The organism is Ruegeria sp. C5, from assembly GCF_056537605.1.
The window spans coordinates 672,821-697,844 of the sequence record NZ_JBQFRX010000001.1 but is presented as its reverse complement, the minus strand read 5'-3'; the positions used below and the strand labels follow the sequence as shown (position 1 = coordinate 697,844).

Below are 25,024 nucleotides of genomic sequence, written 5' to 3'. Positions count from 1 at the left end.
AGGATCAGCTGCCGGGGATGTCGATCCGGCGGTTCTGGCCGCTTTGTCGCAGCACAACGCCATTTTCATCAATGGCGACCACCTTACCCGGGCCGACACGACTGCCGGGTTTCACTTTCTTAATGCGCCCCGACGACATGCGGACCAGGGCTTGTAGGTCCGCCTTGGGCCCAAAAATGCCCAATACCGAGACCGCGTTCTTCTTGAGCGCCCCCGCCTGTGTGGCGGCGCTTTTCACCGTTGCGTTTGCCATGGTTTGTGGCCGAGCTGCGCGCCCGGACCCCGTTTTGTGAGTGGTTTTCGGCATCCGGGTAACACGGGCTTTGCCGGACCAAAAGGCCGGCAGCACTCGGTTGGAAGCGGTTCGAATGCCGCATACCGAACCCTTTGCAAATGCAGCCTGTTCAGCAATAGGTTGTCGGCGGATTCTGACCTATGGCCGCTAGCGCAAGTCTCTTGGCCGGCGCCTCAGGACAAAGCGATTCGCCCGATCACCCCGAGGCAAGTTTCGCCGCGTTCCACGAACTGCCGACCACCTGCATATCCTCACGCTTTTTGCTGACCCGACTGCTGTTTTCCAGACTACCCAGATATTCCTCGTCGACGCCGGTGACGTAGTTGCCGTCAAAGCAGGAACAGTCAAAGGCTTCGATCTCGGGGTTGCCTTCCTTGGCAGCCCAGATCAGATCGTCGAGATGTTGGTAGAACAGCGCATCCGCACCCAGTTCTTCGCGAATCTCCTCGATCTCTTTGCCATTCGCGACAAGCTCGTGTCGGGTGGGCATATCGATGCCATAGACATTGGGGTATTTCACCGGGGGCGAGGCGCTGGCGATGTAGACCTTTTTGGCGCCGGCCTCACGGCACATCTGGACGATCTTTTTGATTGTATTGCCGCGCACGATCGAATCATCGATCAGCAGTACGTTATGACCGTCAAACTCCAAAGGCACCGCGTTCAGTTTGCGACGCACGGATTTCTGCCGTTCTTCCTGGCCCGGCATGATGAAGGTGCGGCCAACATAACGGTTCTTCACAAGCCCCTCGCGATAGGGAATGCCTGTGATCTTTGCGGCCTCAAGCGCGACAGGGCGGGCGCTATCTGGCACAGGGATGATCCGGTCGATCTCAAGTCCCGAGTCCTGAATTTGCTTGGCCAGCGTCTGCCCCATGCGCATCTGGGTTTTGTAAACCGACACCCCATCCAGCAGCGAATCTGGTCGGGCTAGATAGACATACTCGAAGATGCAGGGCGTCAGTTTACCTTCAACGGCCTGGAACTCGTGCATATTGCCGTCGAGGTCGATAAGGATCGCCTCGCCGGGACCTAGGTCGCGCAGCTTGTCAAAACCGTTGATGCCGAATGCCACATCTTCGGACGCAAAGGCATAATCATCGCCGTCACCAGTTGCGGCACGCTTGGCAACAGACAAAGGTCGGATGCCGTAAGGATCACGGAAGGCCAGCATCCCTACGCCCGCGACGAGGCAGATCACCGAATACGCCCCCTGAACCCGCTCCATCGTCATTTTGACACCGGCAAACAGGTTGCGGATCGGATCAGCATTACCATTGACCTTGATCGCATCCGCGACCTTGTCGGCCAGTACGTTCAGAAGGACCTCGGAATCCGAGGTGGTGCGCAGGTGACGGCTGTATTTCGCGGTAACCTTTTCGCGCTGTTCTTCGGTATTGGTGATGTTGCCGTTGTGAACCAGATAGATGCCATAAGGCGCGTTCACGAAAAATGGTTGCGCCTCGGCCGCGCTGAGCGAGCCAGCGGTTGGATAGCGGACATGGCCCATGCCGACCTTTCCCAACAGGGTTTCGGCGTCACTGGCATTGAACACGTCTTTGACGAGACCATTTGCTTTCTTCTCACGGAAGAACTCGCCGTTGTAGGTGACGATCCCCGAGGCGTCCTGACCTCGGTGCTGAAGCATCAGCAAGCCGTCATAGATTTCCGCAAAGACATCATGTGTCCGGCTTGCGATCCCCAAAATCCCACACATACACGGGCTCCAATTTCTATGACTTGCTTAGGATGGCGTTCAGGTCGGATCGGGTGCGGACGGGTATCTGAATGGTGTGTTTAGGTCCGTTTGCACGGGACTCAGGCACAAGCACGAAAGCGGCTAGCGCATAAGAAAACAGATACAGCAAGGTCGGCAGCTCCGATTCCATGTCGGTATGGCCTCCACATAATGCCAAACGATGCGTGTGTCATCAAAGGATCACATTCGCGATTTGACGCAGGTGCGAATTGTACACGCCGCGGGTTTAGGATGACAAATGTACAGACCTATGCTGTCATATCATTACGAAGGTTTTTTGCATGCATTCCGGCAATACCTGGTGGAGCAGACGCCATGTGGCAACACAAGCAAAACACACCGAAGGACAAACCTGTCAAGCGGCGTTGCCACCGATGTCGTGGGGCAGGGCGCGCACCCTGCGAGATCTGCAAGGGAACCGGTGAAGTGATCAAGAGCCGAGACCAGTATGGCAAGCCGATCTCAAGCCGATGTGACGGATGCTTTGGCCTGAAGACCATCCGGTGCAATATTTGTGGTGGCGAAGGGTTTATCTGATTTTTCCGAACCAAACGCAAAAAAGCCCGGCTGAAACCGGGCTTTTCTTTGGAATTTGGTTTGATTAACCCTCAGAGGCGTTGTCGGCGGTGCAGCTTGCGACCAGCTCTTCGTACTGGGCGGTAACCCAACCCAACGCCGCCTCGGGGTTTTGTTCCTCGATCTTGCTGCTGAACTGTTCGAACACCTTGGCCGAGCGGCTTTCATCGACCATCGTGTAGGATTGACCGGTCATCACGGTGTCGTAGACGAAGAACGCAATCGCAACCAGCAATATGCCGCGTGCGATTCCAAAGAAGAAGCCAAGCGCCTGATCCAGGCCGCCAAGCGCAGAACGCTGCACCAGTGAAGAGAATAGCGGCGTGAAGATGCTGACCACGATCAGTGCAATGGCGAAGACGGCGGCAAAGCCGGTAATCACCGAAAGCTCACAACTGTCGCGCAGGAATTCACCGACCACTGGCACTTCTTTGACCAGCGGCACAGCCTGCGGCGCAAAGATGAATGCTAAAACTGCCGCGGCGACCCAACCTGCGATGGCCAAAACCTCGCGCATGAAACCGCGCGAATAGGCCAGCAAGCCCGACAGCACGATGATCAGGGCCACAACCCCGTCAATTATTGTAAAACCTTCCATGGCCCTCGCCTGTTCGTTTTCTGCCCCTCAAGGCGCGACTTTACCCTGCTCCGAAGGTTTCGCCAACAAACCCCACCAAATCAGAGGGTCGGGTGAGTGTCAGACCTGCCACAGTGCCAGTTTTGCCACCTGCCGGAGCAATTGCCGCTGTGAAACCAAGTTTTTGCGCTTCTTTCAACCTGTTTTCGGTCTGCGGGGCTGGTCTAAGTGCCCCGGATAGCGAGATTTCTCCGAAAACGACCGTATCGGCAGGCAGGGCGGTGTCTTCACGAGCGCTGAGCAGTGCAGCAGCAACGGCGAGGTCAGCGGCGGGTTCGCTGACTTTCAGCCCTCCGGCGACGTTCAGATAGACATCGAGCCCGGCAAAGGGGATGCCGCAGCGGGCTTCGAGTACTGCAAGGATCATGGCGAGCCGCCCGCTATCCCATCCCACAACCGTGCGGCGGGGCTGGGAATGGGGGGACGGCGCCACCAGTGCTTGCAATTCGACCAGCACGGGGCGGGTGCCTTCGATACCTGCGAATACGGCGGAACCTGGGCTGGGCTTACCGCGTTCCGATAGGAACAGGGCCGAGGGGTTGGTGACTTGCGCCAGCCCTTTGCCGGTCATTTCGAAGACGCCAATCTCATCCGCTGGGCCAAAGCGGTTCTTAACGGCGCGCAGGATGCGGAACTGGTGCCCGCGTTCGCCTTCGAAGTAAAGCACGGTGTCGACCATATGTTCGACTACACGGGGTCCAGCGATCTGGCCTTCTTTGGTGACGTGGCCAACCATGATGATCGATACGCCGTGGCGTTTTGCAAATGTCGTCAGCTCATGCGCTGCGGCGCGCACCTGCGACACCGAGCCCGGCGCGCTGTCGACATTGTCGGCCCACATCGTCTGGATCGAGTCGATGATGGCGAGGCCGGGTTTTTCTGCCTCTAGCGTCGTGAGGATGTCCCGAAGGTTGGTTTCAGCGGCCAATTGCACCGGCGACTCTTCCAGACCTAACCGGCGCGCGCGCATCCTAACCTGTGCGCTGGCCTCCTCGCCCGAGACGTAGATGGTTTTGACACCTTTGCGGGCAAAACGTGCTGCAGCTTGCAGTAAGAGGGTCGATTTGCCAATGCCGGGGTCACCGCCCACTAGCAGCGCCGATGCAGGGACAAGGCCGCCGCCGAGGACACGGTCCAATTCTTCAACACCGCAGAGGGTGCGGGGCGGGGGTGTTTCTTCGGTCGAGAGGTCGGTGAGCGCGATTGACTGTCCGCGTTTACCGCCGAGGGATTTCTTGGCTGGTCCTGCCGAAAGCGGCACTTCCTGAACGATAGTGTTCCATTCGCCGCACGCATCGCAGCGGCCCGACCATCTGGTGTGAGAGGCTCCGCAGGCCGAGCAGGAGAAGGAGTGTGTCTTTGCCATGTCGCCCTTGGTGCCCGAGGAAAGGCGGTTCTTCAAGCCCTTGCGGGCTTTCCTCACCGCCGGTGGCGCGCCACGTCCTCAGGCCCTTCGGGCCATCGTCCGCTGCGGGCGCTAGACGCGCCTATTCCGCGGCACGCGGCGGGGTCATCGCGACCACGCTGCCCGGTGTTTGATCGTCCGTGGGGGATTGCAATTGCGCCGACAGTTCCGGAAGCAGATCGAACAGCTCATCCCTGAGGCGCGCGAGTTGCGATTTGGCGATGGATTCCTCGATCTCGATGTCTCGGGTCCATTGGCGCAGCTCGTGCTGGATGATTTGGGCTTCCTCGATGCGCTGCTGGAATTGTTCGACCTCTTCCTGACGTTGCCGCAGGAAGGCACGGGCGCGTTCGACCTTTGTGTCCCCATAGGTCTCGGCCAGTTCCTGACTGATCTGGCTCATCTGAGCAGCCAGTTCCAGCACCTGCGGTTCGAGCCCCTGCAAATCGGGGTGATCGCGCAGGAAGGCCATGCGCTCTTTCACCGCGTCGAATTCGGAGGCCAGCGCAAAGGCGCCGCTGCGGTCGGCGGCATGGGCGACCTGATAGGCCCCGGCCACGTCCTGCATATTCATTGTGAACTTACGATGGGTGTTTTCAAGCGCCATCATGCGGGCGTTCGATGGCAGATAGAAGACCAGCATCAGGATCAGGGCGGTCAATCCGGCCTGAACATATACGCCTGCGTCAATCGTTGCACCGTTGCTGAGACCGGCCTGCAACGAGAGCCAGGGCAGGATGCCAATCGCGGATAAAATGGTGGTCGTCACCGCGAACAATGCTGCGGCGCAGATCAGGAAAAAAGTGAGCCTTAATAAGGTATTCTGAAATTGCAATGTTATTGTGTGGAGGGCGGCCATGATCGTCGTTCTCCTTCTTCAACCGGTACAAAAACCGGGCCGAAGCGGAAGGTTAGACAGACGCGAAGTGATCCGCTACGGACCCGAAAACTACAAAATTTACTGCTCGAAATATAAAGATGATACTCAGAAATCTGTTTTCAATCAATTAGGTCTGAGGTTTTCGTGATCCAAATGTCATCTCTGTAATATGGCCCAGTGCAAGTGAGGCCAGAATGCAGCCGGTGAACAGGTAGAGACCCCATGCGGTTTCGATGGTGGCGTATGAGATGCCTTTGGCCAGCGTGATGTAGAGCGCGATGAGGAAGATATCGGCCATCGCCAGCTTGCCGAGAATATTCAGTGCGGGCTGGACGCGCGGGTCTAGCAGGTTCCATTGGATCAGCGCGGTCCCGATGGTTTTGATGTAGGGCGCAAAGAGGGCGAAGATGGTGACAACCAGCGCGAGGAAGATGTCGGATTTCCACAAGGACTGGAGACCGGTGATGACGCTGATTTCGGAGAGACCGAAGATAGGCAGGAGCCCTGCGCGCATCAGCGGGGCGAACCACGCGATGGGGTAGAGGATCAGGAGGAAGAGGGTGGCGATCTTTAGGATTCCGCTTCTCCAGTTTTGTCTTCGATTTGTTTCGGGGGTGCTGGAAGTCCAAGCGGTTCGTCAGGCTCTCCTTCGGCTATCAGGAAAATTCTCTTAAACAAATCCACTACGGGATTCAGGTTCTTGGCGCTTTGACCTGCCACGGCGGTCACTTCAGTTACACCTGCCAACATGACATCCAAATCACTAATCTTCTTGTTGATCTCGGACTGGAGTTTCTCAAGCCGGTTTAGAAGCCTTCGCTTATGCTTCTCTTCGAATGCACTTGAGGATCGAATTTTCTGTCGAGCCTCATTTATGTGTCCTTCAATTTCTTCGACTTGCTCTTTGGTTAAGCGAACAAGATGGTTCTCATAATCGACTAAAACGCTTCTGGACCCCTTAAAAATCTTAATGGTCAATTCTAACTGTTGGATCTGAAAAAGGACCCTGTCACATGCTTTTTCAACGCTTTCGGCTCTAGACGGGTCTAGAATTTGAATTGGTTGCCCCATTTGTTTTGCGAGCTCAATGGCTTTTCCATATTGCTCAAACAATTTACCCGCGATCTGCGTAGCATGGGCATAGTCTTTTGTGCCGCCCAAATGTCCGCCGTTAATCCTCTTGATCTCAAGAATAACATCTTCCAAGTCTTCAAACGGATCCATCTACTTCACCTAATCTACCGAACCGCCTCAATCGGCCCTTCGGCACTGCCGCTTATGAACTGCTCCACATAAGGATCACCCGAGGCGTCCATCTGACCGACCGGGCCGGTCCACTGGATCACGCCTCCGTGCAGCATGGCCACGTTGTCGGCAATGGCGCGGACCGAGCTCATGTCGTGGGTGATGGTCATCGCGGTGGCGCCCATCTCGGTCACGATTTCTCGGATCAGGTCGTTGATGACGCCGGACATGATCGGGTCAAGGCCGGTGGTGGGTTCGTCAAAAAAGATGATCTCGGGCTCGGCGGCGATGGCGCGGGCGAGGCCGACGCGTTTTTGCATGCCGCCCGACAGCTCGGCCGGGAACCGGTCAGCAACGTTGGATTTCAGGCCCACGCGGCGCAGTTTCTCGATGGCGATTTCGCGGGCTTCATCAGCGGGGCGTTTCAACGAGCCGCGCAGCAGGCGGAAGGCGACGTTTTGCCAGACGGGCAGCGAGTCGAACAGCGCCGCGCCCTGAAACAGCATTCCAAAGCGGGCCAGAAACGCATCGCGGTCGCCTTTCGCGGCGTCTTTGCCGTCGACATAGATCATGCCGCCGTCGGGTTTGATCAGGCCGAGGATACATTTCAACGCCACGGATTTGCCAGTTCCAGAACCGCCGATGATGACCATCGAGGTGCCCTTGGGAATTTCAAGGTTCATGCCTTGCAACACGTGGTTGTCGTCGAAGGCCTTATGTACGTTCTCCATCCGGATCATAGCGAGAAGAACACCCCCGTGAGTACGAAATTGGCGGCGAGGATCAGCACGGCGGCGGCCTCGACCGAGCCCTTGGTGGCCCGGCCCACGCCCTGTGCGCCACGGCCCGAGGACATGCCGTAGTAGCAGCCCATGATGGCGGCGATCACGCCGAAGGCGGCGCCTTTGACAAGTGACGAGACGATGTCGCGTGTCTCAAGGAAATCGACGGTGTTTTTCAGATAGGCCGCTGGGTTGAAGCCCAGATTTTGCGTCGCGACGGTGTAGCCGCCTGCAATGCCGATGATATCTCCGACCCCGACCAGCGCTGGAACCGTGATCAGGGCGGCCAGCACGCGTGGGGCGGTGAGGTATTTCATCGGATGGGTGGACAATGTGACCAGAGCGTCGATCTGTTCGGTCACTTTCATCGTGGCGATCTCGGCGGCGATCGAAGACGTCACGCGGGCGGCGATCATCAGGCCGACCAGCACCGGTCCAAGCTCTCGCACCATGCCGATGGCGACGATCTGGGGCACCACGGCTTCGGCATTGAAACGCGCGCCACCTGCGTAGATCTGCAGCGCCAGTGCGCCGCCGGTGAAGATGGCGGTCAGGCCGACCACGGGCAGGGACAGCCAGCCGATGTTCAGCAAGGCGATGCCAAACTCGCGCGGGTAAAACGGTGGCCGGAAAATATGCGAAACCGCGTCGAGCGCAAACAGCGCGACGCGGCCAAACGCGGCGAACATGGTCAGGATGGAACGCCCCAGCTCACCCAGCAATGAAACGGGGTTCATTCCACGTAGCCTCGCGAAAAGCGACTGCCGAGCGAGGTCAGAATTTCATAGCCGATTGTGCCGGCAGCCTCGGCCAGATCATCGACGGTTTGGTGCCCGTTCAGGATACGCAGGCGATCAGGTTTGTACGGCAAGTCAGTCACATCCACGGTGATCAGGTCCATCGAGATACGTCCTACCACCGGGCAGGGCTGATCACCAGCGAATGTATCGATGCCGCCCCCAATGGCGCGATGCAGCCCATCGGCATAGCCTGCCGCAACGGTCGCAATCTTCGACGGACGGCGTGCGCTCCAGCTGTTGCCGTAGCCGACGGTTTCGCCCACGGCGACGTCGCGCACTTGAATCACCGGCAGATCGACGGTGACGACCGGCTTGGCCCCGGCAAAGGGCATCCCGCCGTACAGGCCAATCCCAGGGCGGCAAAAGTCAAAGTGGAACTCCGGCCCCATCAGAGTACCACCCGTCGCCGCAAGCGAGCGCGGTGCGTCGACGCCATCGGTCATCTGTTTGAACGTGTCCAGTTGCTGGCGGTTCATTGGATGTTCAGGCTCATCCCCGCAGGCCAAGTGCGACATTACCACCAACGGGTCCAGGGCAAGGGCTTCGTGCCGCAGTTCAGCCCAGTCCGCAGGCTCAAGCCCAAGGCGATTCATACCGCTGTCGAGCTGTATGCCAAAACCATGATCGGGCAGGGCCTGACGATGGCGCTTGAATTGCTCCGGTGAGTTGATCAGCGGCGTCAGATCATGCTGGCGCAGCAGATCCGTGTCACCCTCCATATGTCCGGAAAACACCGCAACCAACGGGCCGGGGCCCACAGCCTCACGCACGGCCACGCCTTCCTCGGCAACGGCGACGAAGAATTTTGCAACGCCTTCCTCAGCCAGCGCAGAGGCGACCGGACCGGCACCTAACCCGTAAGCGTCAGCTTTGACCACTGCGCCGGTCTCAACCTGGGTCTTTGCGTCAAGCGCCCGCCAGTTCTGGGCGAGCGCGTGCAGATTTATCGTCAGATGTGCGGTACTCATAAATGCCGTTCATCACATCGGATTGGCCCAGGTCAAGGGGGGAGCACCTTAATTCTTGGCGGGTTTATGCGCCTCATAGGCCGCTTCCAGCTCGGAACGCAGGAAATCCGCAAATAATAAGGGGCTAAACTGAGGTTGGCCGGTCCCGGGTAGGGGTTCGATGATTGTGCTGACATGAGGATCAAAGAAGAACGGAACGCTATATCGTTCACGGCCCGAACGGTTGATGACCCGATGCGGCGTCGAAAGCAGGCGGCCGTTCGACATCCGGTGCAGCATATCCCCGACATTGACGACAAAGGCGTCGCGACGGGACGGAACGTCAACCCAATGCCCTGACGGTGTTTTGACCTGCAAGCCGCCCACCTGATCTTGAGCGAGCAGCGTTAGGCATCCGAAATCAGTGTGCGGGGCCGAGCCGAACAGATCATCGGGGCTGGTCTTTGCTTGCGGAGGATAGTGAAGCAGACGCAGCCAGAATGTAGGCTCATCAAACGCGGAAAGGACCGAGAAATCCTGCGCCTCGCAAGCGATCAGCGCGATATGCATCAATCTGCGTCCAAGGGCCGACATAGCCTTAACGTAGGTTTCCAGGGTGTCGCGAAAATCCGGTAGATCAGGCCATCGGTTTGGACCCGAGAGGTAGATATCGGGATCAACGCCAGCATCCTCGCGCATCATCATGAAGCTGGCGGATTGGTTGGGTTTTTTTACATCGGCCAGTGTTGAGTTCACATCTGTCGATGTGTTGATGACGATGTATCCGCGATGCGTGTGGTCGACTGCGATTGCCAGCTTTTGATCCAGCGGCAGCGCGTGAAACTGTTTTGAGGCTTCGAACACATCGCGCATCAGCTGCGGGTCTATTCCGTGATCTTCGATATAGCCGAAACCAGTCGTGCCGTAGGCCGAACGAAACTCGGCCGCGATTTCCTCATCAGGGCGTGCACCCAGACGAATAACGGGGATCTCTGTGAACTCAGTCATGTCTCTCTCGCTTATATTGGGAAGATTGCAGGGGCAAAAATGCCCCCGGTCTATCCCGCAAAGCGTTTGCGGCGATGCCCGAAATGACGCGCCAGAATCACGCGCCGGGGTAGGGGATTGAGACAAGCTTGCATGGCCCGATCCGTACACATCGGACCGGGCTGGTCAAGGGATCAATAGCCCTCGATCTGGCTGTCCTGTTGCCAAGGTTTGACCAGATTGCCAAATCGGGTGAACTGAGCTTCGAACGACAGCTCGACCGTGCCGATGGGGCCGTGGCGCTGCTTGCCGACGATGACCTCGGCCTTGCCATGCAGGCGCTCCATGGCCTGTTTCCACTCTTCCATCTTTTCCAACTCGTGATCGCCGGGTTTTTCGCGTTCCTTATAGTATTCCTCGCGGAACACGAACATCACAACGTCGGCATCCTGTTCGATCGAGCCCGATTCCCGCAGGTCAGACAGCTGCGGGCGTTTGTCGTCACGGCTTTCTACCTGTCGGCTGAGCTGTGACAATGCGATGACCGGGATGTTGAGTTCCTTGGCGATGGCTTTCATGCCCATCGAAATCTCGGCGATTTCGTTGACCCGGTTGTCGGCCATTCCGCGGCAGAGCTGAAGGTAGTCGATCACCAGCAAATCCAGCCCGTGCGTCCGCTTCAGCCGCCGTGCACGGGCAGCGAGTTGCGAGATTGGCAGGGCGGGGGTGTCATCAATGAACAGCGGGCAGGCTTCCAGTTCTTTCGCGGCGTCCACGAAGCGGCGGAACTCGGACTCGGTCATGTCGCCCTGGCGGATTTTGTGACTGGAAATCTCGGAAGCCTCGGCCAGAACCCGGCCCGCAAGTTGCTCGGCGCTCATTTCGAGTGAAAAGAACCCAACCACACCGCCGTCGATCGCACCTTCAGAGCCGTCCGGCTTGGTGCCGCGCTTGTAGGCCTTGGCCACGTTAAATGCGACGTTTGTTGCCAGCGATGTCTTACCCATCGACGGACGCCCGGCCAAAATGATCAGGTCGGACGGGTGCAGGCCACCCAATTGCTTGTCGAGATCGGCCAGACCGGTGGAAATCCCCGCCATGCCGCCACCGCGTTGGTACGCCTCGTTGGTGACGTTGACGGCTTCTGTGACCGCCTTGAGGAAGGATTGAAAACCCTGTTCGGTCTGGCCCTGCTCGGATAACTGATAAAGTTGTTGCTCGGCCTCGACGATTTGCTCTTTGGGCTCGCTGCTGACATCGACCCTCGCAGCCTTGTCTGAAATGTCCCGGCCCAGCCGGATCAGCTCGCGCCGAATGGCGAGGTCATAGATCATTTGGGCGTAGTCATGCACCGCAAAGGCACTGATCGAGGCACCGGCAAGCTTGACCAGATAGGCCGGACCGCCCAGTTCCTTCAGGCCCTCATCCTCGGCCATGAAAGACTTCAGCGTGACGGGTGAAGCCAGCGCATTTTTAGCGATACGGGTCGACGCGACTTCGTAGATGCGCGCATGAACCGGATCATAGAAATGCTCGGCCCCAATAATCGATGCGACCCGATCATACAGATCGTTATTCGTCAGAATCGCACCCAGAAGCTGCTGCTCGGCCTCGATGGAGTGCGGCATTGTTTCTGGGTTCTGAATCTGTGCGGCGGCCTGCTCGATACTGCTGATCTCGTTCATTGCTGTTCTCTTTGTCCCGTGGACAGAGGCCATAGCGCGGCCCTGTGAGTCGGCGCAAATTGTATGTTTTCTGGGGATATGCTGTGCATATCTCTCTGCCCCATCATATTGAAGGATGAGGCAGGGTTGCGTCAACATCTTGTGGATGAAGCGATCGATGCAGCGGTCAGTGTTTCCATTCTGAAAACAGTTTGCGCAACGTCAGCTTTTATGTGCGTCCTGCCAACCGCGCGGGTCGTTCAGGAAGGCCTCGACGCCATCAAGCGTCTCTTCGTCAAACGCCTTTTGCGCTTTGGCTTCCGCCAAAACATCCCACCAAGTACAAAGCGAGTGCAATTTTACGCCGTGATCGCCCAGCGTTTTCTCGGTTTCGGGGAAAATACCATAATAGAAGATCACAGCCGTATGCCCACAGGTCGCACCGGTTTCGCGGATCGCGTCGACAAAGGACAGTTTTGAGCCTCCATCGGTGGTCAGGTCTTCAACCAGCAGTACCCGCTCACCCTCGCTCATCGCGCCTTCGATGCGGGCGTTCCGGCCGTAGCCTTTGGGTTTCTTCCGCACGTAGGTCATTGGCAGTGACATGCGCTCGGCCACCATTGCAGCGAAGGGAATACCTGCTGTCTCGCCACCGGCGATATTGTCAAACGCTTCGAACCCCGCGTCGCGCATCACGGTAACCGTCAGGAAGTCCATCAGGGTCGAGCGGATGCGCGGGTACGAGATCAGCTTGCGGCAATCGATATAGGTCGGGCTTGGTAGACCGCTGGCCAGCGTGAAAGGTTCGCGGGAATTAAAGTGTACGGCTTTGATCTCCAGCAGCATCCGTGCGGTCAGGCGGGCGATTTCGGTGCTGTCGGGGAAGGAACTGGGGATCATGGCGCAAACCTCTGGGCTGAAAGGGTGTCGCAGGCTGATAGCCTGACCCCCGGCCCAGAGTCGAGAGGGCACGCTAAAAGAAAAGCGGACCCCCAAGAGGTCCGCTTGATGCCCTTGCGGGCAGAGCAGCCAAGGTGGGCTTGACTGCTCATTTCTCAGGCTCGCTTTCCGCAATCGGCAAGACCGTGCCTTCAATCTCGGTATCGACGTGTATGCGAGGCGAGGTAAGAAGCGCAACCACCATTGCCGTCACAAATGCGTAGGCTGCCGCGCAGTAACTGTATACAGCGCCCAGTATTCGAAATGATGCGCTGTAGACTGCAGGTATTCTTAGGTCTGAGCCAGATCAGCAAGAGCGTCTCTCAAAAGGGTCAAAGCGTGGTCCCGCGCAGCGCGACGTACGTTATCCCGTCCCTGCGCTCCGAATTCCACGGTCTCGGTTCGGGTCGGTTGACCCTGTGCAGCGAGGCCAAAGCATACGCGGCCTTCGGGTTTGTGTTCGGACCCGCCGGGGCCCGCGATGCCGGTGATCGAGACCGCCAACTGCGCCCGCGAATTCCGCAGGGCGCCATTGGCCATTTCTTGGGCGACTTCTTCTGAAACTGCGCCACATGTCTCAAGCGTATCGGCGCGCACGCCCAGCATCTCTTGCTTCGCGGTGTTGGTGTAGGTGACAAAGCCGCGCTCAACCACGGCAGAGCTGCCAGGGATGTCAGTCAGTGCAGCGGCGACCATACCGCCGGTACAGCTTTCAGCAGTGGCGATCATCATGCCCTGCGCCTTGGCGCGATCCAGCAGGTCGACAACGGTCATAGACCCATGACTCCATGTGAGATACCGGCGAGGACGACCACACCGATGGCCGCAAAGACGCCAGCGATCACATCATCCAGCATGACACCCATCGGATCTCCACGCCGGTCGGCCCAGCCAATGGGACCGGGTTTGGTAATGTCGAAGAGGCGGAACAAGAGAAAACCCGCGATCCAGCCGGGCCAGAGCGCTGTGATGTCGATCCCATGCGCCCAAGACGGGTAGGAAATCGCCCATATCGCGATGAACTGGCCCGCGACTTCATCAATGACAATTTCGGACGGGTCGTGGTCATCTTGTCCAGCTGTCATCACTCGCGTGGCCCACAGGCCCCCGAAGAAAACCGCGAGTGTTGAGATGACCAGCAAGGGGAAGCCACCCAGCGTATGCAGAACCCACGCCAGCGGCAAAGCAGCCAGCGATCCCCAGGTGCCGGGGGCAGGGCGGAGGTAACCGACGCCGCAGACGGTTCCGATTAGACGAGCCGCTGTCATGACTTCACCAGACAGGCAGTTGCGAGCGAGGCAATGCCTTCGCTGCGACCGGTAAAGCCCAGCCGTTCGGATGTGGTGGCCTTGACCGAGACCTGATCGGTGCGCAAGCCCATGATCCGTGCCATTTCGGCACGCATGGTATCGGCATGAGGGCCGATCTTGGGAAATTCGCAGACCAGTGTGCAGTCGACATTCGAGATCTCATAGCCCAACTGCCCAGCCAATTCGACTGCGTGGCGCAGGAAAATTTCACTCGCTGCACCTTTCCACTGCGGATCGGAGGGCGGAAAATGCTGTCCGATATCACCCCGCGCCAGAGCGCCATAGATCGCGTCGGTGACCGCGTGCATCCCCACATCTGCATCGGAGTGACCTTGGAGCCCACGATTGTGCGGCACCTTCACACCGCAGAGGATCACGTGATCTCCGTCACCAAAGCGGTGCACGTCGTAGCCGTTGCCCAGCCTTACATCCATATTCATACCCATTGTACGTTCGGCCCGTGCGAAATCCTCGGGCTGTGTGATTTTCAGGTTATCCGCATCGCCCGGAATAATCGCGACTTCGATTCCCGCAGCGCGCGCGACTTCTACATCATCCGCTGCACCTCCGGGATGGGCTGAATGGGCGGCGGTGATTGTGCCATAATGAAATCCCTGCGGTGTCTGCGCAGCGTAAAGGCCGGATCGATCCTGCGTTCCTGTGACCACTGAACCGTCGCCTGTCCAGAGCGCATCCGTGACGGCCAAGCCCGGAGCAACTGCCGCATGCGTGTCGAGTGCTTTCAGAACATCGCCGATTATCCGAGCGCTGACGCAGGGACGGGCAACATCGTGAATCAAAACCTTTTCAACGCTGTACGCTTCCAAAGCCTGCAACCCGTTGCGCACTGATCCGGCGCGGTCTGCACCGCCGGGTGCAAGGATCAGGTTTGTCGCGCTGAATTCTTCCCAAACGGCTGTGTCGTCTCCGGCCAGCACCAAAACGAGGTGATCAACCAACCCTTCGAAGCGATCAATCGTCCAATCGGCCACGCGCCGTCCAGCCAAGGCACGCCACTGTTTGGGCACTCCGCCTCCGGCGCGCTGGCCGCGCCCGGCGGCGACGATGATGGCGGCTGTGGTCATCTGAAAGGTCTCCTGATTGGGGCATTGTTTAGGGGGCGGTGAATGCAGAGGCAATCACCCGCGTCAATTTGCTTAAAAAATAGGCATATGATGATTTTGCGGGCTTGAATGCTCCCGTTTTATTGTTCATATGCCGCAATTTCGATATCAAATGCGCAACTGCTCAAGGATTAAGCACATTGGCCCTGCGTCTTGCTGAAAAGGATCTGACCCCTCCGGTGCTGTTGGCGCCAATGGCCGGAATCACCGACCGGCCTTTTAGGGACCTTGTGATGCGCTTCGGCGCGGGGATGGTTGTCAGCGAAATGGTCGCCAGCCAAGAGATGGTGCAGGCCAAACCAGGCGTACGTGAACGGGCCGAGCTGTCGGCGGATGTGGAAAACACCGCTGTGCAACTGGCCGGACGCGAGGCGCATTGGATGGCCGAGGCCGCCCGGCAAGTCGCTGACCGGGGCGCGCGCGTGATCGATATCAATATGGGCTGCCCGGCCAAGAAGGTAACCAACGGCTATTCCGGTTCAGCTTTGTTGAAAACTCCGGACCATGCACTGACGCTGATCGAGGCCGTTGTGGGTGCAGTTGATGTGCCTGTTACGCTGAAAACGCGGCTAGGCTGGGATGACAATCTGCTGAACGCGCCGGATGTGGCGCGGCGTGCGCAGGACGCAGGCATCCGGATGGTGACCATCCATGGGCGTACGCGCTGTCAATTCTATAAAGGCCGGGCAGATTGGCGGGCGATCCGGGCGGTGAAAGAAGCCGTCTCGATCCCTGTCATCGCAAACGGTGACATCGTCGATACTAAGGCCGCGCAAATCGCGCTGAATCAGTCCGGGGCCGATGGCGTCATGGTAGGTCGGGGGGCGCAGGGCAAGCCCTGGCTGCTGGCGCAGATTTGCCATGATCTCTATGGCGCTGCTTCTCCAACCATTCCCACGGGCACTGAACTGATCGAGATGGTGCGTGGCCACTATCTGGCGATGCTGGAGTTCTACGGTACCGATCTGGGCCTGCGCGTCGCACGCAAACATCTCGGTTGGTACATGGATGAGGCCGGAACACCCGCCACCTTGCGGCGGGCTGTCCTGACATCCCGCGACACCAATGAGGTGTTACGGCTTTTGGCAGATGCGCTTAGTGGCACGGCGGAGGCAGCAGCGTGACCTCTGACCAGAGCATCTGGACCTCGCTTCCGGTTCCGGCGTTCATTATCGATGCCGAAGATCGGATATCGGACGTCAACTCCTCGGGTGAGGGGTTTCTGAACGCCTCCCGCAAGGCAGTGATTGGACACCCGGTCTGGGATCAACTCGCGGTTGACGCGCCGTTGGAAGAGGCGTTTTTGCGCGCGCGTCAACAAGGTACACCGCTGTTCGTGAACGATGTGGACGTTGGGTCGGGCAATCGCGCGCCGCTGCAATGTGCGCTGCAAATCGCGCCGCTGATGGGGCATCCCGGTTCAATGATCATGATCATCTCGCCGCGCGAACTGGCCGGTCGGATGACCCGTGGCAACACTGTGAAATCGGCAGCGCAGTCTGCGATTGGCATGGCCGAGATGCTGGCGCATGAGATCAAGAACCCTTTGGCAGGGATCACCGGTGCGGCGCAATTGCTCAGCATGAATATTTCGCAGCAAGATCTTGAGCTCACTGACCTTATCGTTGAGGAAAGCCGCCGCATTGTGAAGTTGTTGGAGCAAGTAGAACAGTTCGGCAACCTGTCTCAACCCGATTTCAAACCGGTCAATATCCACGATGTACTGGATCGCGCGCGCCGGTCAGCGCTGTTGGGTTTTGGCGCGCATATGACGATTATCGAGGATTACGACCCCTCGCTGCCTTTGGCCTATGGGGACCCGGATCAGTTCCTGCAGGTGGTTCTGAACTTGCTCAAAAACGCTTCGGAAGCTGCTGATGGCAACGGTACAATCCGGCTGCGTACCTATTTTGAGCATTCATTCCGACTGCGGCGCAGTGACGGTTCGGGTCATTCGCTGCCTCTGCAGATCGAGATTATTGATGATGGGCCGGGCCTGCCGGAAAATATTCGCAGTGATATTTTCGACCCCTTCGTGTCGGGCAAGGAGAACGGCACCGGGCTTGGGCTGGCGCTGGTCAGCAAGATCGTTTCCGACCACGACGGCTGGATTTCGGCTGAATCTGTGCCCGGACGCACTAGTTTTCGACTGTCCCTGCGGCGTGCACCGAACGACGCGTATGAAAAGGAGAGCATCTGATGGATGGCACAGTTCTGGTTGCCGATGACGACCGCACGATCCGCACGGTTCTGACACAGGCCCTGACGCGGGCGGGGTGCAAGGTTCACGCGACATCTTCGCTGACCACGCTGATGCGCTGGGTAGCCGAAGGCAAGGGCGACGTTGTGATCTCGGATGTGGTAATGCCGGATGGAAACGGGTTGGAGATGCTGCCAAAGATCGCGCAGGACCGTCCCGGTTTGCCGGTCATCGTGATCTCGGCCCAGAACACCATCATGACAGCCATTCAGGCGGCTGAGGCGGAAGCTTACGATTATCTGCCAAAGCCTTTCGATTTGCCCGATCTGATGAAGCGCACCGCGAGGGCGCTGGATCAAAAGCAGCGGGTACAGGCTGAGCCGGTGATGGCCAGCGAAGACCGACCTGATGAACTGCCGCTTGTCGGGCGCACCCCGGTGATGCAGGCGCTTTATCGTCTGGTCGCTCGGGTGATGAACACGGATCTGTCTGTGATGATTTCTGGTGAAAGTGGGACGGGTAAATCTCTGATAGCACGCGCTATTCACGATTTCTCTGACCGAAGGACACTGCCCTTTGTCACCGTGACAGCTGCCGATCTGAGCGATTTGGAAGGCCCGGCACGGGTGATGGCGCGCGTACGTGGTGGTACGCTGCTGATCGATGAAATTGCCGATATTGATGATGAGATTCAGGCCCGTATCGTGCGCATGATGGACACGCCGGGCGATCACGTGCCGCGCTTCATGGCCACAAGTCAATCAGATCTGACCGACGCGATGGAAAGTGGTCGCGTACGACAAGATCTCTATTACCGTCTCTGCGGTGCGACGATCCACGTGCCTGCGTTGCGCGAGCGGGTTGATGATATCACCTTGCTGACCGATCACTTTCTGGCGCGGGAGGAGCGGGAAAGCGGCGCGCAGCGTCGTCTCAGCCCCGAAGCGGTCGAGTTGGTGCGCCGGTATTCCTGGCCCGGCAATGTCCGACAGCTTGAAAATGCGATCCGGCGTCTTGGTCTAACCAGCCGTTCTGATGAAATCTCGCGCACCGAAGTTGAGATGGTGCTGGGTAGCCAGCCCGAGGCCGAACCAGTTCTGGGTGATGGCGAGCGTGAGAAGCTGTCATCTTCGGTTGGTCGTCACCTGCGCCGGTATTTTGATCTGCACGGAAACATCCTGCCGCCTCCCGGCCTCTATCAACGTATTCTACGCGAGGTCGAGGCACCGTTAATCGAAATCGCGCTGGATGCGACTGGTGGAAATCAGGCAAAATGTGCTGATCTCCTGGGGATTAACCGGAATACGCTGCGGAAAAAGATTACTGACCTCGATATTCAGGTGACACGCCGTCGCAAACTGATGTAATATCGCCACACAAACAGTGGCATTCGGGTTCGACCCCGGGAACGACCACGATATATGGCGGTAAGCCGCGCAAGCGGCACATCAGAATGAGGGCAGACGGTGGCAACCCGGGCACAGAACGGGCCGATCCTATCGATTAACCGGTGGCGCAAGTCCCGGAGGATGCGCAATTTCAGTACATTGGGATTGGTTATACTGGGCCCGGTTCTGGCGCTTGCAACCTATCTCGTCATTGGCCCTTTTGATCTTGGCGCGGCGGCACCGACGCTGCGGCTGATTTTGTTGGCTGATCTGGTCTACGTGCTGGTCGTAGCTGCGCTGGTGTTGGGCCAATTGTTCAGTCTGATCGCCGCACGTCGCGCGAAATCTGCGGGCTCCCGTCTTCACCTGCGCCTGATCGGCGCTTTCACGCTGTTGGCTTTGGTGCCGACGGTCACCGTGGCGATTTTCGCCGGGCTGACGGTGAATATCGGCCTTGAAGGTTGGTTCTCGGACCGTGTGCGGCAGGTGGTTGGGTCGTCACTAACTGCAGCCGAAGCTTACGAACAGGAACACCGCGAGGGCCTGACGCAGGATGCGGTTGTTCTGGCGCGTTTCCTCGATAACGCGCGATCGTTGGATTATTTTGTCTCAGACGCCGAATTGCGAGAGGTTCTGGCCCAGGGGCAGGCCCAGATACAACGCGGTTTGCGAGAGGCCTATGTGATCGATGGCAGCGCCGAAATCCGATCGCGCGGTGATCGGTCCTACCTGTTCGACTACGAGGCACCAACCCCCGAAGAGATGATCGAGGCCAATGATCAGGGCGTGGCCATCATTGCCGATTGGGAGAACAGCGAATTCCGCGCGCTTGTTCCTTTGCACGCCTATCTTGACCGGTATCTCTATGTCAGTCGCGAGGTTGATGGGCAGCTTCTGACCCTGCTTGATGAAACCAAAGAGACAGCACAGTTCTACAGCCAATTGGAAAGTGAGCGGGGCAGGGTCCTGTTCGAATTCGGCCTTCTTTATCTCGGCTTTGCTGTGATCCTGATTCTGGCCGCGATGTCGCTGGGCATGTGGTTCGCCGAACGTCTTTCTCGCCCTGTTGGACGGCTGACAACGGCGGCGCAGCGCGTTGGTGCTGGTGATCTGAGTGTTCAGGTCATCGAAGAGGCCAGCGATGACGAAATCGCGATGCTGGGCCGCTACTTCAACCAGATGACTCGTCAGTTGAAGGGGCAGCGCGACACGCTGTTGGAAAACACCCGCCATATCGAACGTCGAAGGCGGCTGTTTGATTCAGTTCTAAGCTCGGTGACATCCGGTGTCGTTGGCGTTGATTCAGAGGGCTGTGTGACCTTCGTGAACCGATCCGCCGAACGTCTTCTGGGCTGGTCTGGTGGAGAGCAGAACCTGGCTATCGGCATCGCTGTTCCCGAATTTTTGCCTTTGTTCGAAGCCCTTAAGGACAGCGGGCAAGAGGCGGTTCAGGGGGAGATCAAGGTAACCCGTAAAGGCCGGTTGGAGAACTTACTGGTACGCATGGCGACGCGGCGTGGCGAGGATGGAAGGCTGGAAGGCTACGTTGTGGCCTTTGATGACGTGACCGATCTGGTAAGCGCGCAGCGCATGGCGGCGTGGGGTGATGTGGCCCGTCGCATTGCGCATGAGATCAAGAATCCGCTGACACCGATCCAACTGAGCGCCGAGCGAATCAAACGCAAATTCTCGCGCAAGCTGGACGAGGACGATTGCGATAGCCTGGAATCGATGACCGACGTGATCGTGCGGCAGACCAATGATCTGCGGCGGATTGTTGACGAGTTCTCGAAATTCGCACGCATGCCCGAACCGGAACGGCGCGAAGAGAATATCGTGACGCTAGTGCGTGAGGCGGTTCTGTTGCAGCAGGCGGGTCAGCCTGATGTTCAGATCGATGCGGACTTACCTAAACAGCCCATTTTGGCGGATGTGGATTCGACCATGTTGAGCCAGGCGTTGACGAACCTGATCAAGAACGCGGGCGAGGCTATTGAAACGCTGAAAGAAAAAGGCGCACCGGACAATCTGAAACCTCAGATCAAAGTCGTTGTCTCCACTGACGATGCAGGAACGCAGATCACCATTGCGGACAATGGCATCGGTCTGCCCGAGGACAGGGCACGGCTGTTCGAACCTTATGTGACCACGCGTGACGAAGGCACCGGCCTTGGCCTGCCCATCGTAAAGAAGATCATCGAAGAACATGGCGGAGCGCTGACATTGGAAGACGCGCCCACATTCGACGGACAGGACCATTTCGGCGCAATGGCTGTCATTCGTCTACCCGGGGCCTCAGGCGGCCCGACAAATGCGCCGGAAAAACAGGCGATTAAAACAAACAAACTGAAAGCAGGCCAAAGATGAGCGACATTCTGATCGTAGATGACGAACGCGATATTCGCGAATTGGTGTCCGACATTCTGGAGGACGAAGGCTATTCAACTCGGCTGGCGGCAAACTCGGATGAGTGCATGTCGTCGATCAATGCCGAACCTCCGGGGCTGTTGATCCTGGATATCTGGCTGAAAGACAGTCGAATGGACGGGATCGACATCCTGAAAGCTGTAAAACGGGACAACCCGGATGTTCCGGTGGTGATCATTTCCGGACATGGCAATATCGAGATTGCAGTGGCGGCTATCAAGCAGGGGGCGTACGACTTTATCGAAAAGCCCTTTAACATTGACCAGTTGATGGTGGTGATCCGCCGTGCGATGGAAACCTCGCGCCTGCGTCGCGAGAATGCCTCGCTGAAGCGGCAGGAAGTCAGCTGTTCAGACATGATTGGCAATTCTGCGTCGTTCCGCGCGATGCAGGGGCAGTTGGACAAGGTAACAAAGTCGAATGGCCGGGTTATGCTCAGCGGGCCGGCTGGGTCGGGCAAGGAAATTGCCGCGCGCTATATCCATGCCCATTCCAACCGGGCGAATGCCCCATTTGTGACGGTCAATTGTGCGGGGATTGAACCTGAGAGGGTTGAAGAGGTTCTGTTCGGACGAGAATCGTCTGAGCGCGGAATCGAGTCAGGCCTGCTGGAAGAGGCGCATGGCGGCGTTGTCTACTTCGACGAAGTCGCTGACATGCCGCTGGGGACGCAGTCCAAGATTCTTCGCGTGTTGGTTGATCAGCAATTCCAGCGTGTTGGTGGCTCTGACAAGGTGCGGGTTGATCTGCGGGTCATTTCCTCGACCAACCGCGATCTGGAAGAAGAGATCGCCGCCGAACGGTTCCGCGAAGAACTGTATCACCGGCTGAATGTGGTGCCGATTGCGGTTCCCTCGCTGGAGGAACGGCGAGAGGACATCCCGGTTCTGGCGCAACATTTCATCGAGGTGTGCAACGATACACAGGGTCTGCCGATGCGCGAGCTGTCGGATGAGGCTATTGCTTTGCTACAAACGATGACATGGCCGGGCAATGTGCGTCAGCTGAAGAACCTGATCGAGCGGGTGCTGATCCTAGGCGACAGCACTGGCCCGATCGAGGCCCGCGAGTTGCCCAACGAAGAAGAGAAATCCGACGAGTCCGGGCGCGTGGTACTGTCTGGCGCACTGGCGACGCTGCCGCTGCGTGAGGCGCGCGAAGCGTTCGAGCGTGAATATTTGCTGACCCAGATCAATCGGTTTGGTGGCAACATAAGCCGCACGGCCAGTTTTGTCGGCATGGAACGCAGCGCCTTGCATCGCAAGCTCAAGTCGCTGGGCGTAGTGACCTCGAACAAATCCGGTGCGCGGGTGGCTCAAATTGACGAGCCCGAACCAGCCGAGTGAGTACCGCGCCGAATAAGAAGACCGTAGCCGTTTCCATCGGTTTTCCCGCCTTTGGTAAACGGTTGAAGCGGTTGCGGCGATCGGTTGGACTTAAGCAATCCGCCCTCGCAGATCTGATTGAAGTCGACCAAACCACGATTTCCCGGTGGGAAAACGGGGGTCAAACGCCATCGCCGCATATTCAACAGTCCGTTTTTGCAGCGTTGGGGCCGGTTCGGGTGCAGGATTCTGCGCTGAAACGTCTGGTCGTTCATTCGGCAGAGTGCTTGCACCTTGTCGAAGAGGCCAGCCATATCTGCCTTGCTTATTCGGGCAGCCGGGCGCTGGATTGGAAGACCTCACAGCGCGCCTTGCTGGGCGTGTCGCTTTGGCAATTTGCAACGGATGAGATCCGACAAGCCGAAGCAGAACTGCAGAACGATGGCTGGTGGGATTTGCATTCGCCTTCACCCAAAGCGTTTCTGACTTCCGAGGCTGTGCATGATCAAATCAGGATCAGCGCCGGGCAAATCGTGTGGGAGCGGTTGTATCTGGGTGATGGCACTCCGGTCCGTCTGGTCAGCGGGCGGCGCGAAGTCACCGCATAATTTATGCGTTCCGCTGGCAGGTTAGGCGCGATAGACCGGCTGCATGAGTGACTCTTTTCGTACATTCTTGCAGGTCATGCTGATCTGGTTTGCTGGCCTCGGTGCGGCAACCCAATTTGCAAAGATTGCCGTACCATTTTCTGATGTGGGGCTGTTGTACCCGGACAACGCTGCCGTGATCGGCTGGTTGCTGTCCATTATCAGTCTAATGGGGGCTGCTTTGGGCGCGATATCCGGAGCGATCACAGCGCGTATTGGGCCAAATCGTCTATTGCTATTAGGGCTTGTGCTCGGTGGCGCGTTATCTTTGCTGCAAGCAAGCTTGCCGGTTTTTCAACTGATGCTGCTCAGCCGGGTGATCGAGGGGCTGTCCCATCTTGCGATTGTGGTGGCGGCACCGACGCTGATTGCTCAGATCACATCCGGTCGGGCGCGGTATAATTCCATGGTGCTGTGGAGTACATTCTTTGGCGTTGCATTCGCATTAAACGCTTGGGTTGGGCTGCCCATCGTCGATCGTTTCGGACTGCCCACATACTTTGCCATGCACGGGGGTCTGATGCTGCTGATCGCCGCGCTGATCGCGCTTAGCAATCTGAAAACCGACATGGGCCAGACGGAGGGTACCGGGTGGGGGCTCTCCGCCTTCCTTGATGTGCATATCAGGACCTACCGCTCACCCTTTATTTCGGCCCCGGCAATTGGCTGGTTCTTTTACACGCTGACATTTGTTTCTCTGTTAGCGATCCTGCCGGGTCGTTTACCCGAAGGGCAGGGTGCATCGATTGCAGCACTTATGCCCCTGGCAGGGATTGTACTGTCATGGCTGCTGGTGCCCTTGCTGTTGACCGTCCTGTCCTGCGTCAGTGTCGTCAATCTGGGCTTTGTGCTGGGGATCGCGACGATCATCGCATTGTTTCTGGGGGCGCCCCTTACGTTCGGATGTATCGCCTTGTTTGCCGTGCTCGGGCTTGTACAGGGCGGCAGCTTCGCCGCAGTGCCAGAGTTAAACGATACCACCGAAGCCCAAGCCCTGAGTTATGGTGCGATGGCGCAGATGGGCAATGCCGGAAACCTGCTTGGAACCCCGGTATTGCTGGCGATATTGCTGGGCGTCGATGAGGCTGGCATGTTTGTAGCCGTCGCCGCGTTCTATAGCATCGCGATCATAGCGCATCTGCTGCTGGCGCGGCGTCGCAAATCAGCCGGCTTGTCCCGGAGTGACGATCTGAAATGACCCGTCGTCAAATTTCACGAAACAGGACGCGCTGTTCAGCGGCGGGAGCGTCGTGGTGCGCGTGGGCGTGACCCGCGATTTGACACCCTGTTTGCAAGGCGGAAGGCTGACCGGGCGATAGCCCTTTTGGGCCATGCACTGCGCCTCGACCTTGTTTCTCAGCCCCTGATTCACGTCGACGGTATAGACCCGCCCAGGCTCCCACCATCCGGGGTTGCGATAGCAGCGTCCTCGGCCATCGCAATAGGTGCGCCCAGGCCAATAGACTGGCGGGCTCTGCCGGACCTGATTGGCGACAGGGGCGTCCTTGAGGGCTTGCACCTGACAGTTCGTGGTCTCGGTCTGCATCCGCGAGACGCTCTCACCTTCGCGATAATACAAAGAAAGCGGACCACAGGCGGACAGCGTCAGCAGGCAAATCAGAGCAGGCAGAATGGTTTTCATATGCTTACTTTGGCGCAGCTTAGGAGGCATGACAATTCAATTGAC

25 protein-coding genes are annotated in these 25,024 nt (G+C 58.0%); 7 read left to right on the top strand and 18 right to left on the bottom strand.

Annotated features, from left to right (window positions below; genetic code table 11):
* Positions 1–4: 4 nt before the first annotated feature.
* The 17 genes from ACR0AW_RS03515 to ACR0AW_RS03435 all read right to left on the bottom strand — a co-directional run bounded on the left by ACR0AW_RS03515 (position 5) and on the right by ACR0AW_RS03435 (position 15,311).
* Positions 5–253 (bottom strand): hypothetical protein, encoded by a 249-nt coding sequence (locus ACR0AW_RS03515; RefSeq protein ID WP_170396813.1) that lies wholly within the window; start codon positions 251–253, stop codon positions 5–7.
* A gap of 238 nt (positions 254–491) precedes the next feature.
* On the bottom strand, positions 492–2,012 hold the full coding sequence (gene purF, locus ACR0AW_RS03510; protein ID WP_170396815.1) for an amidophosphoribosyltransferase: 1,521 nt from the start codon (positions 2,010–2,012) through the stop codon (positions 492–494).
* A gap of 16 nt (positions 2,013–2,028) precedes the next feature.
* A complete protein-coding gene (locus ACR0AW_RS03505) occupies positions 2,029–2,184 on the bottom strand; it encodes a hypothetical protein (RefSeq protein WP_170396817.1) in 156 nt (51 codons plus the stop codon).
* Positions 2,185–2,655: 471 nt separating this feature from the next.
* The gene (locus ACR0AW_RS03500; RefSeq protein ID WP_170421967.1) at positions 2,656–3,228 is read right to left on the bottom strand and encodes a CvpA family protein; all 573 of its coding nucleotides are present in this window, start codon (positions 3,226–3,228) and stop codon (positions 2,656–2,658) included.
* A 40-nt stretch (positions 3,229–3,268) separates the two neighbouring features.
* Complete coding sequence (radA, locus tag ACR0AW_RS03495; RefSeq protein WP_170732365.1) at positions 3,269–4,633, bottom strand: DNA repair protein RadA; 1,365 nt, start codon at positions 4,631–4,633, stop codon at positions 3,269–3,271.
* 121 nt (positions 4,634–4,754) lie between these two features.
* On the bottom strand, positions 4,755–5,531 hold the full coding sequence (locus tag ACR0AW_RS03490; protein WP_170421961.1) for a DNA repair protein: 777 nt from the start codon (positions 5,529–5,531) through the stop codon (positions 4,755–4,757).
* A 148-nt stretch (positions 5,532–5,679) separates the two neighbouring features.
* Positions 5,680–6,129 carry a paraquat-inducible protein A gene (locus ACR0AW_RS03485; RefSeq protein WP_170732450.1) on the bottom strand — a complete coding sequence of 150 codons (450 nt, stop codon included), beginning with the start codon at positions 6,127–6,129 and terminating at the stop codon, positions 5,680–5,682.
* Positions 6,123–6,776, bottom strand: a complete 654-nt coding sequence (locus tag ACR0AW_RS03480; RefSeq protein WP_170732364.1) for a hypothetical protein — start codon at positions 6,774–6,776, stop codon at positions 6,123–6,125. Before ACR0AW_RS03480 ends, ACR0AW_RS03485 begins: the two co-directional genes overlap by 7 nt.
* 14 nt (positions 6,777–6,790) lie before the next feature.
* On the bottom strand, positions 6,791–7,537 hold the full coding sequence (locus tag ACR0AW_RS03475) for an ATP-binding cassette domain-containing protein (RefSeq protein ID WP_170567110.1): 747 nt from the start codon (positions 7,535–7,537) through the stop codon (positions 6,791–6,793).
* A complete protein-coding gene (locus ACR0AW_RS03470) occupies positions 7,534–8,316 on the bottom strand; it encodes an MlaE family ABC transporter permease (RefSeq protein WP_170732363.1) in 783 nt (260 codons plus the stop codon). The genes ACR0AW_RS03475 and ACR0AW_RS03470 overlap by 4 nt, the downstream gene beginning before the upstream one ends.
* Positions 8,313–9,347 (bottom strand): alanine racemase, encoded by a 1,035-nt coding sequence (gene alr / locus ACR0AW_RS03465; protein ID WP_170732361.1) that lies wholly within the window; start codon positions 9,345–9,347, stop codon positions 8,313–8,315. Before alr ends, ACR0AW_RS03470 begins: the two co-directional genes overlap by 4 nt.
* Positions 9,348–9,395: 48 nt before the next feature.
* On the bottom strand, positions 9,396–10,334 hold the full coding sequence (locus ACR0AW_RS03460; RefSeq protein WP_170732359.1) for a 2OG-Fe(II) oxygenase family protein: 939 nt from the start codon (positions 10,332–10,334) through the stop codon (positions 9,396–9,398).
* Between the two features lie 173 nt (positions 10,335–10,507).
* Positions 10,508–11,998, bottom strand: coding sequence for a replicative DNA helicase (locus ACR0AW_RS03455; protein WP_170421945.1), 1,491 nt, complete (start codon positions 11,996–11,998; stop codon positions 10,508–10,510).
* A 201-nt stretch (positions 11,999–12,199) separates the two neighbouring features.
* Positions 12,200–12,877, bottom strand: coding sequence for an orotate phosphoribosyltransferase (locus ACR0AW_RS03450; protein ID WP_170732358.1), 678 nt, complete (start codon positions 12,875–12,877; stop codon positions 12,200–12,202).
* A gap of 330 nt (positions 12,878–13,207) precedes the next feature.
* Positions 13,208–13,690, bottom strand: coding sequence for a CinA family protein (locus tag ACR0AW_RS03445; protein WP_170732356.1), 483 nt, complete (start codon positions 13,688–13,690; stop codon positions 13,208–13,210).
* Positions 13,687–14,184, bottom strand: coding sequence for a phosphatidylglycerophosphatase A family protein (locus ACR0AW_RS03440; protein WP_170567122.1), 498 nt, complete (start codon positions 14,182–14,184; stop codon positions 13,687–13,689). Before ACR0AW_RS03440 ends, ACR0AW_RS03445 begins: the two co-directional genes overlap by 4 nt.
* Complete coding sequence (locus ACR0AW_RS03435) at positions 14,181–15,311, bottom strand: bifunctional 2-C-methyl-D-erythritol 4-phosphate cytidylyltransferase/2-C-methyl-D-erythritol 2,4-cyclodiphosphate synthase (RefSeq protein WP_170732354.1); 1,131 nt, start codon at positions 15,309–15,311, stop codon at positions 14,181–14,183. The genes ACR0AW_RS03440 and ACR0AW_RS03435 overlap by 4 nt, the downstream gene beginning before the upstream one ends.
* A 179-nt stretch (positions 15,312–15,490) precedes the next feature.
* Between ACR0AW_RS03435 and dusB the strand changes: the two genes are divergently transcribed.
* The 7 genes from dusB (at position 15,491) to ACR0AW_RS03400 (ending at position 24,535) form a co-directional block, all read left to right on the top strand.
* Positions 15,491–16,474, top strand: coding sequence for a tRNA dihydrouridine synthase DusB (dusB, locus tag ACR0AW_RS03430; protein ID WP_480438595.1), 984 nt, complete (start codon positions 15,491–15,493; stop codon positions 16,472–16,474).
* Positions 16,471–17,550, top strand: coding sequence for a two-component system sensor histidine kinase NtrB (locus ACR0AW_RS03425; RefSeq protein WP_170396849.1), 1,080 nt, complete (start codon positions 16,471–16,473; stop codon positions 17,548–17,550). Before dusB ends, ACR0AW_RS03425 begins: the two co-directional genes overlap by 4 nt.
* On the top strand, positions 17,550–18,917 hold the full coding sequence (locus ACR0AW_RS03420) for a sigma-54-dependent transcriptional regulator (RefSeq protein WP_170396851.1): 1,368 nt from the start codon (positions 17,550–17,552) through the stop codon (positions 18,915–18,917). The genes ACR0AW_RS03425 and ACR0AW_RS03420 overlap by 1 nt, the downstream gene beginning before the upstream one ends.
* Before the next feature lie 162 nt (positions 18,918–19,079).
* Complete coding sequence (locus tag ACR0AW_RS03415; protein ID WP_480438593.1) at positions 19,080–21,305, top strand: sensor histidine kinase NtrY-like; 2,226 nt, start codon at positions 19,080–19,082, stop codon at positions 21,303–21,305.
* Positions 21,302–22,711: a nitrogen assimilation response regulator NtrX gene (gene ntrX, locus ACR0AW_RS03410; RefSeq protein WP_170732348.1), complete on the top strand. Its 1,410-nt coding sequence runs from the start codon at positions 21,302–21,304 to the stop codon at positions 22,709–22,711. Before ACR0AW_RS03415 ends, ntrX begins: the two co-directional genes overlap by 4 nt.
* A complete protein-coding gene (locus ACR0AW_RS03405; protein WP_170465307.1) occupies positions 22,708–23,298 on the top strand; it encodes a helix-turn-helix domain-containing protein in 591 nt (196 codons plus the stop codon). The genes ntrX and ACR0AW_RS03405 overlap by 4 nt, the downstream gene beginning before the upstream one ends.
* Positions 23,299–23,341: 43 nt before the next feature.
* A complete protein-coding gene (locus ACR0AW_RS03400; RefSeq protein ID WP_170732346.1) occupies positions 23,342–24,535 on the top strand; it encodes an MFS transporter in 1,194 nt (397 codons plus the stop codon).
* Here ACR0AW_RS03400 and ACR0AW_RS03395 read toward each other — a convergent pair.
* Positions 24,500–24,979 (bottom strand): hypothetical protein, encoded by a 480-nt coding sequence (locus ACR0AW_RS03395; RefSeq protein WP_170732345.1) that lies wholly within the window; start codon positions 24,977–24,979, stop codon positions 24,500–24,502. The genes ACR0AW_RS03400 and ACR0AW_RS03395 overlap by 36 nt on opposite strands.
* Positions 24,980–25,024: the final 45 nt, after the last annotated feature.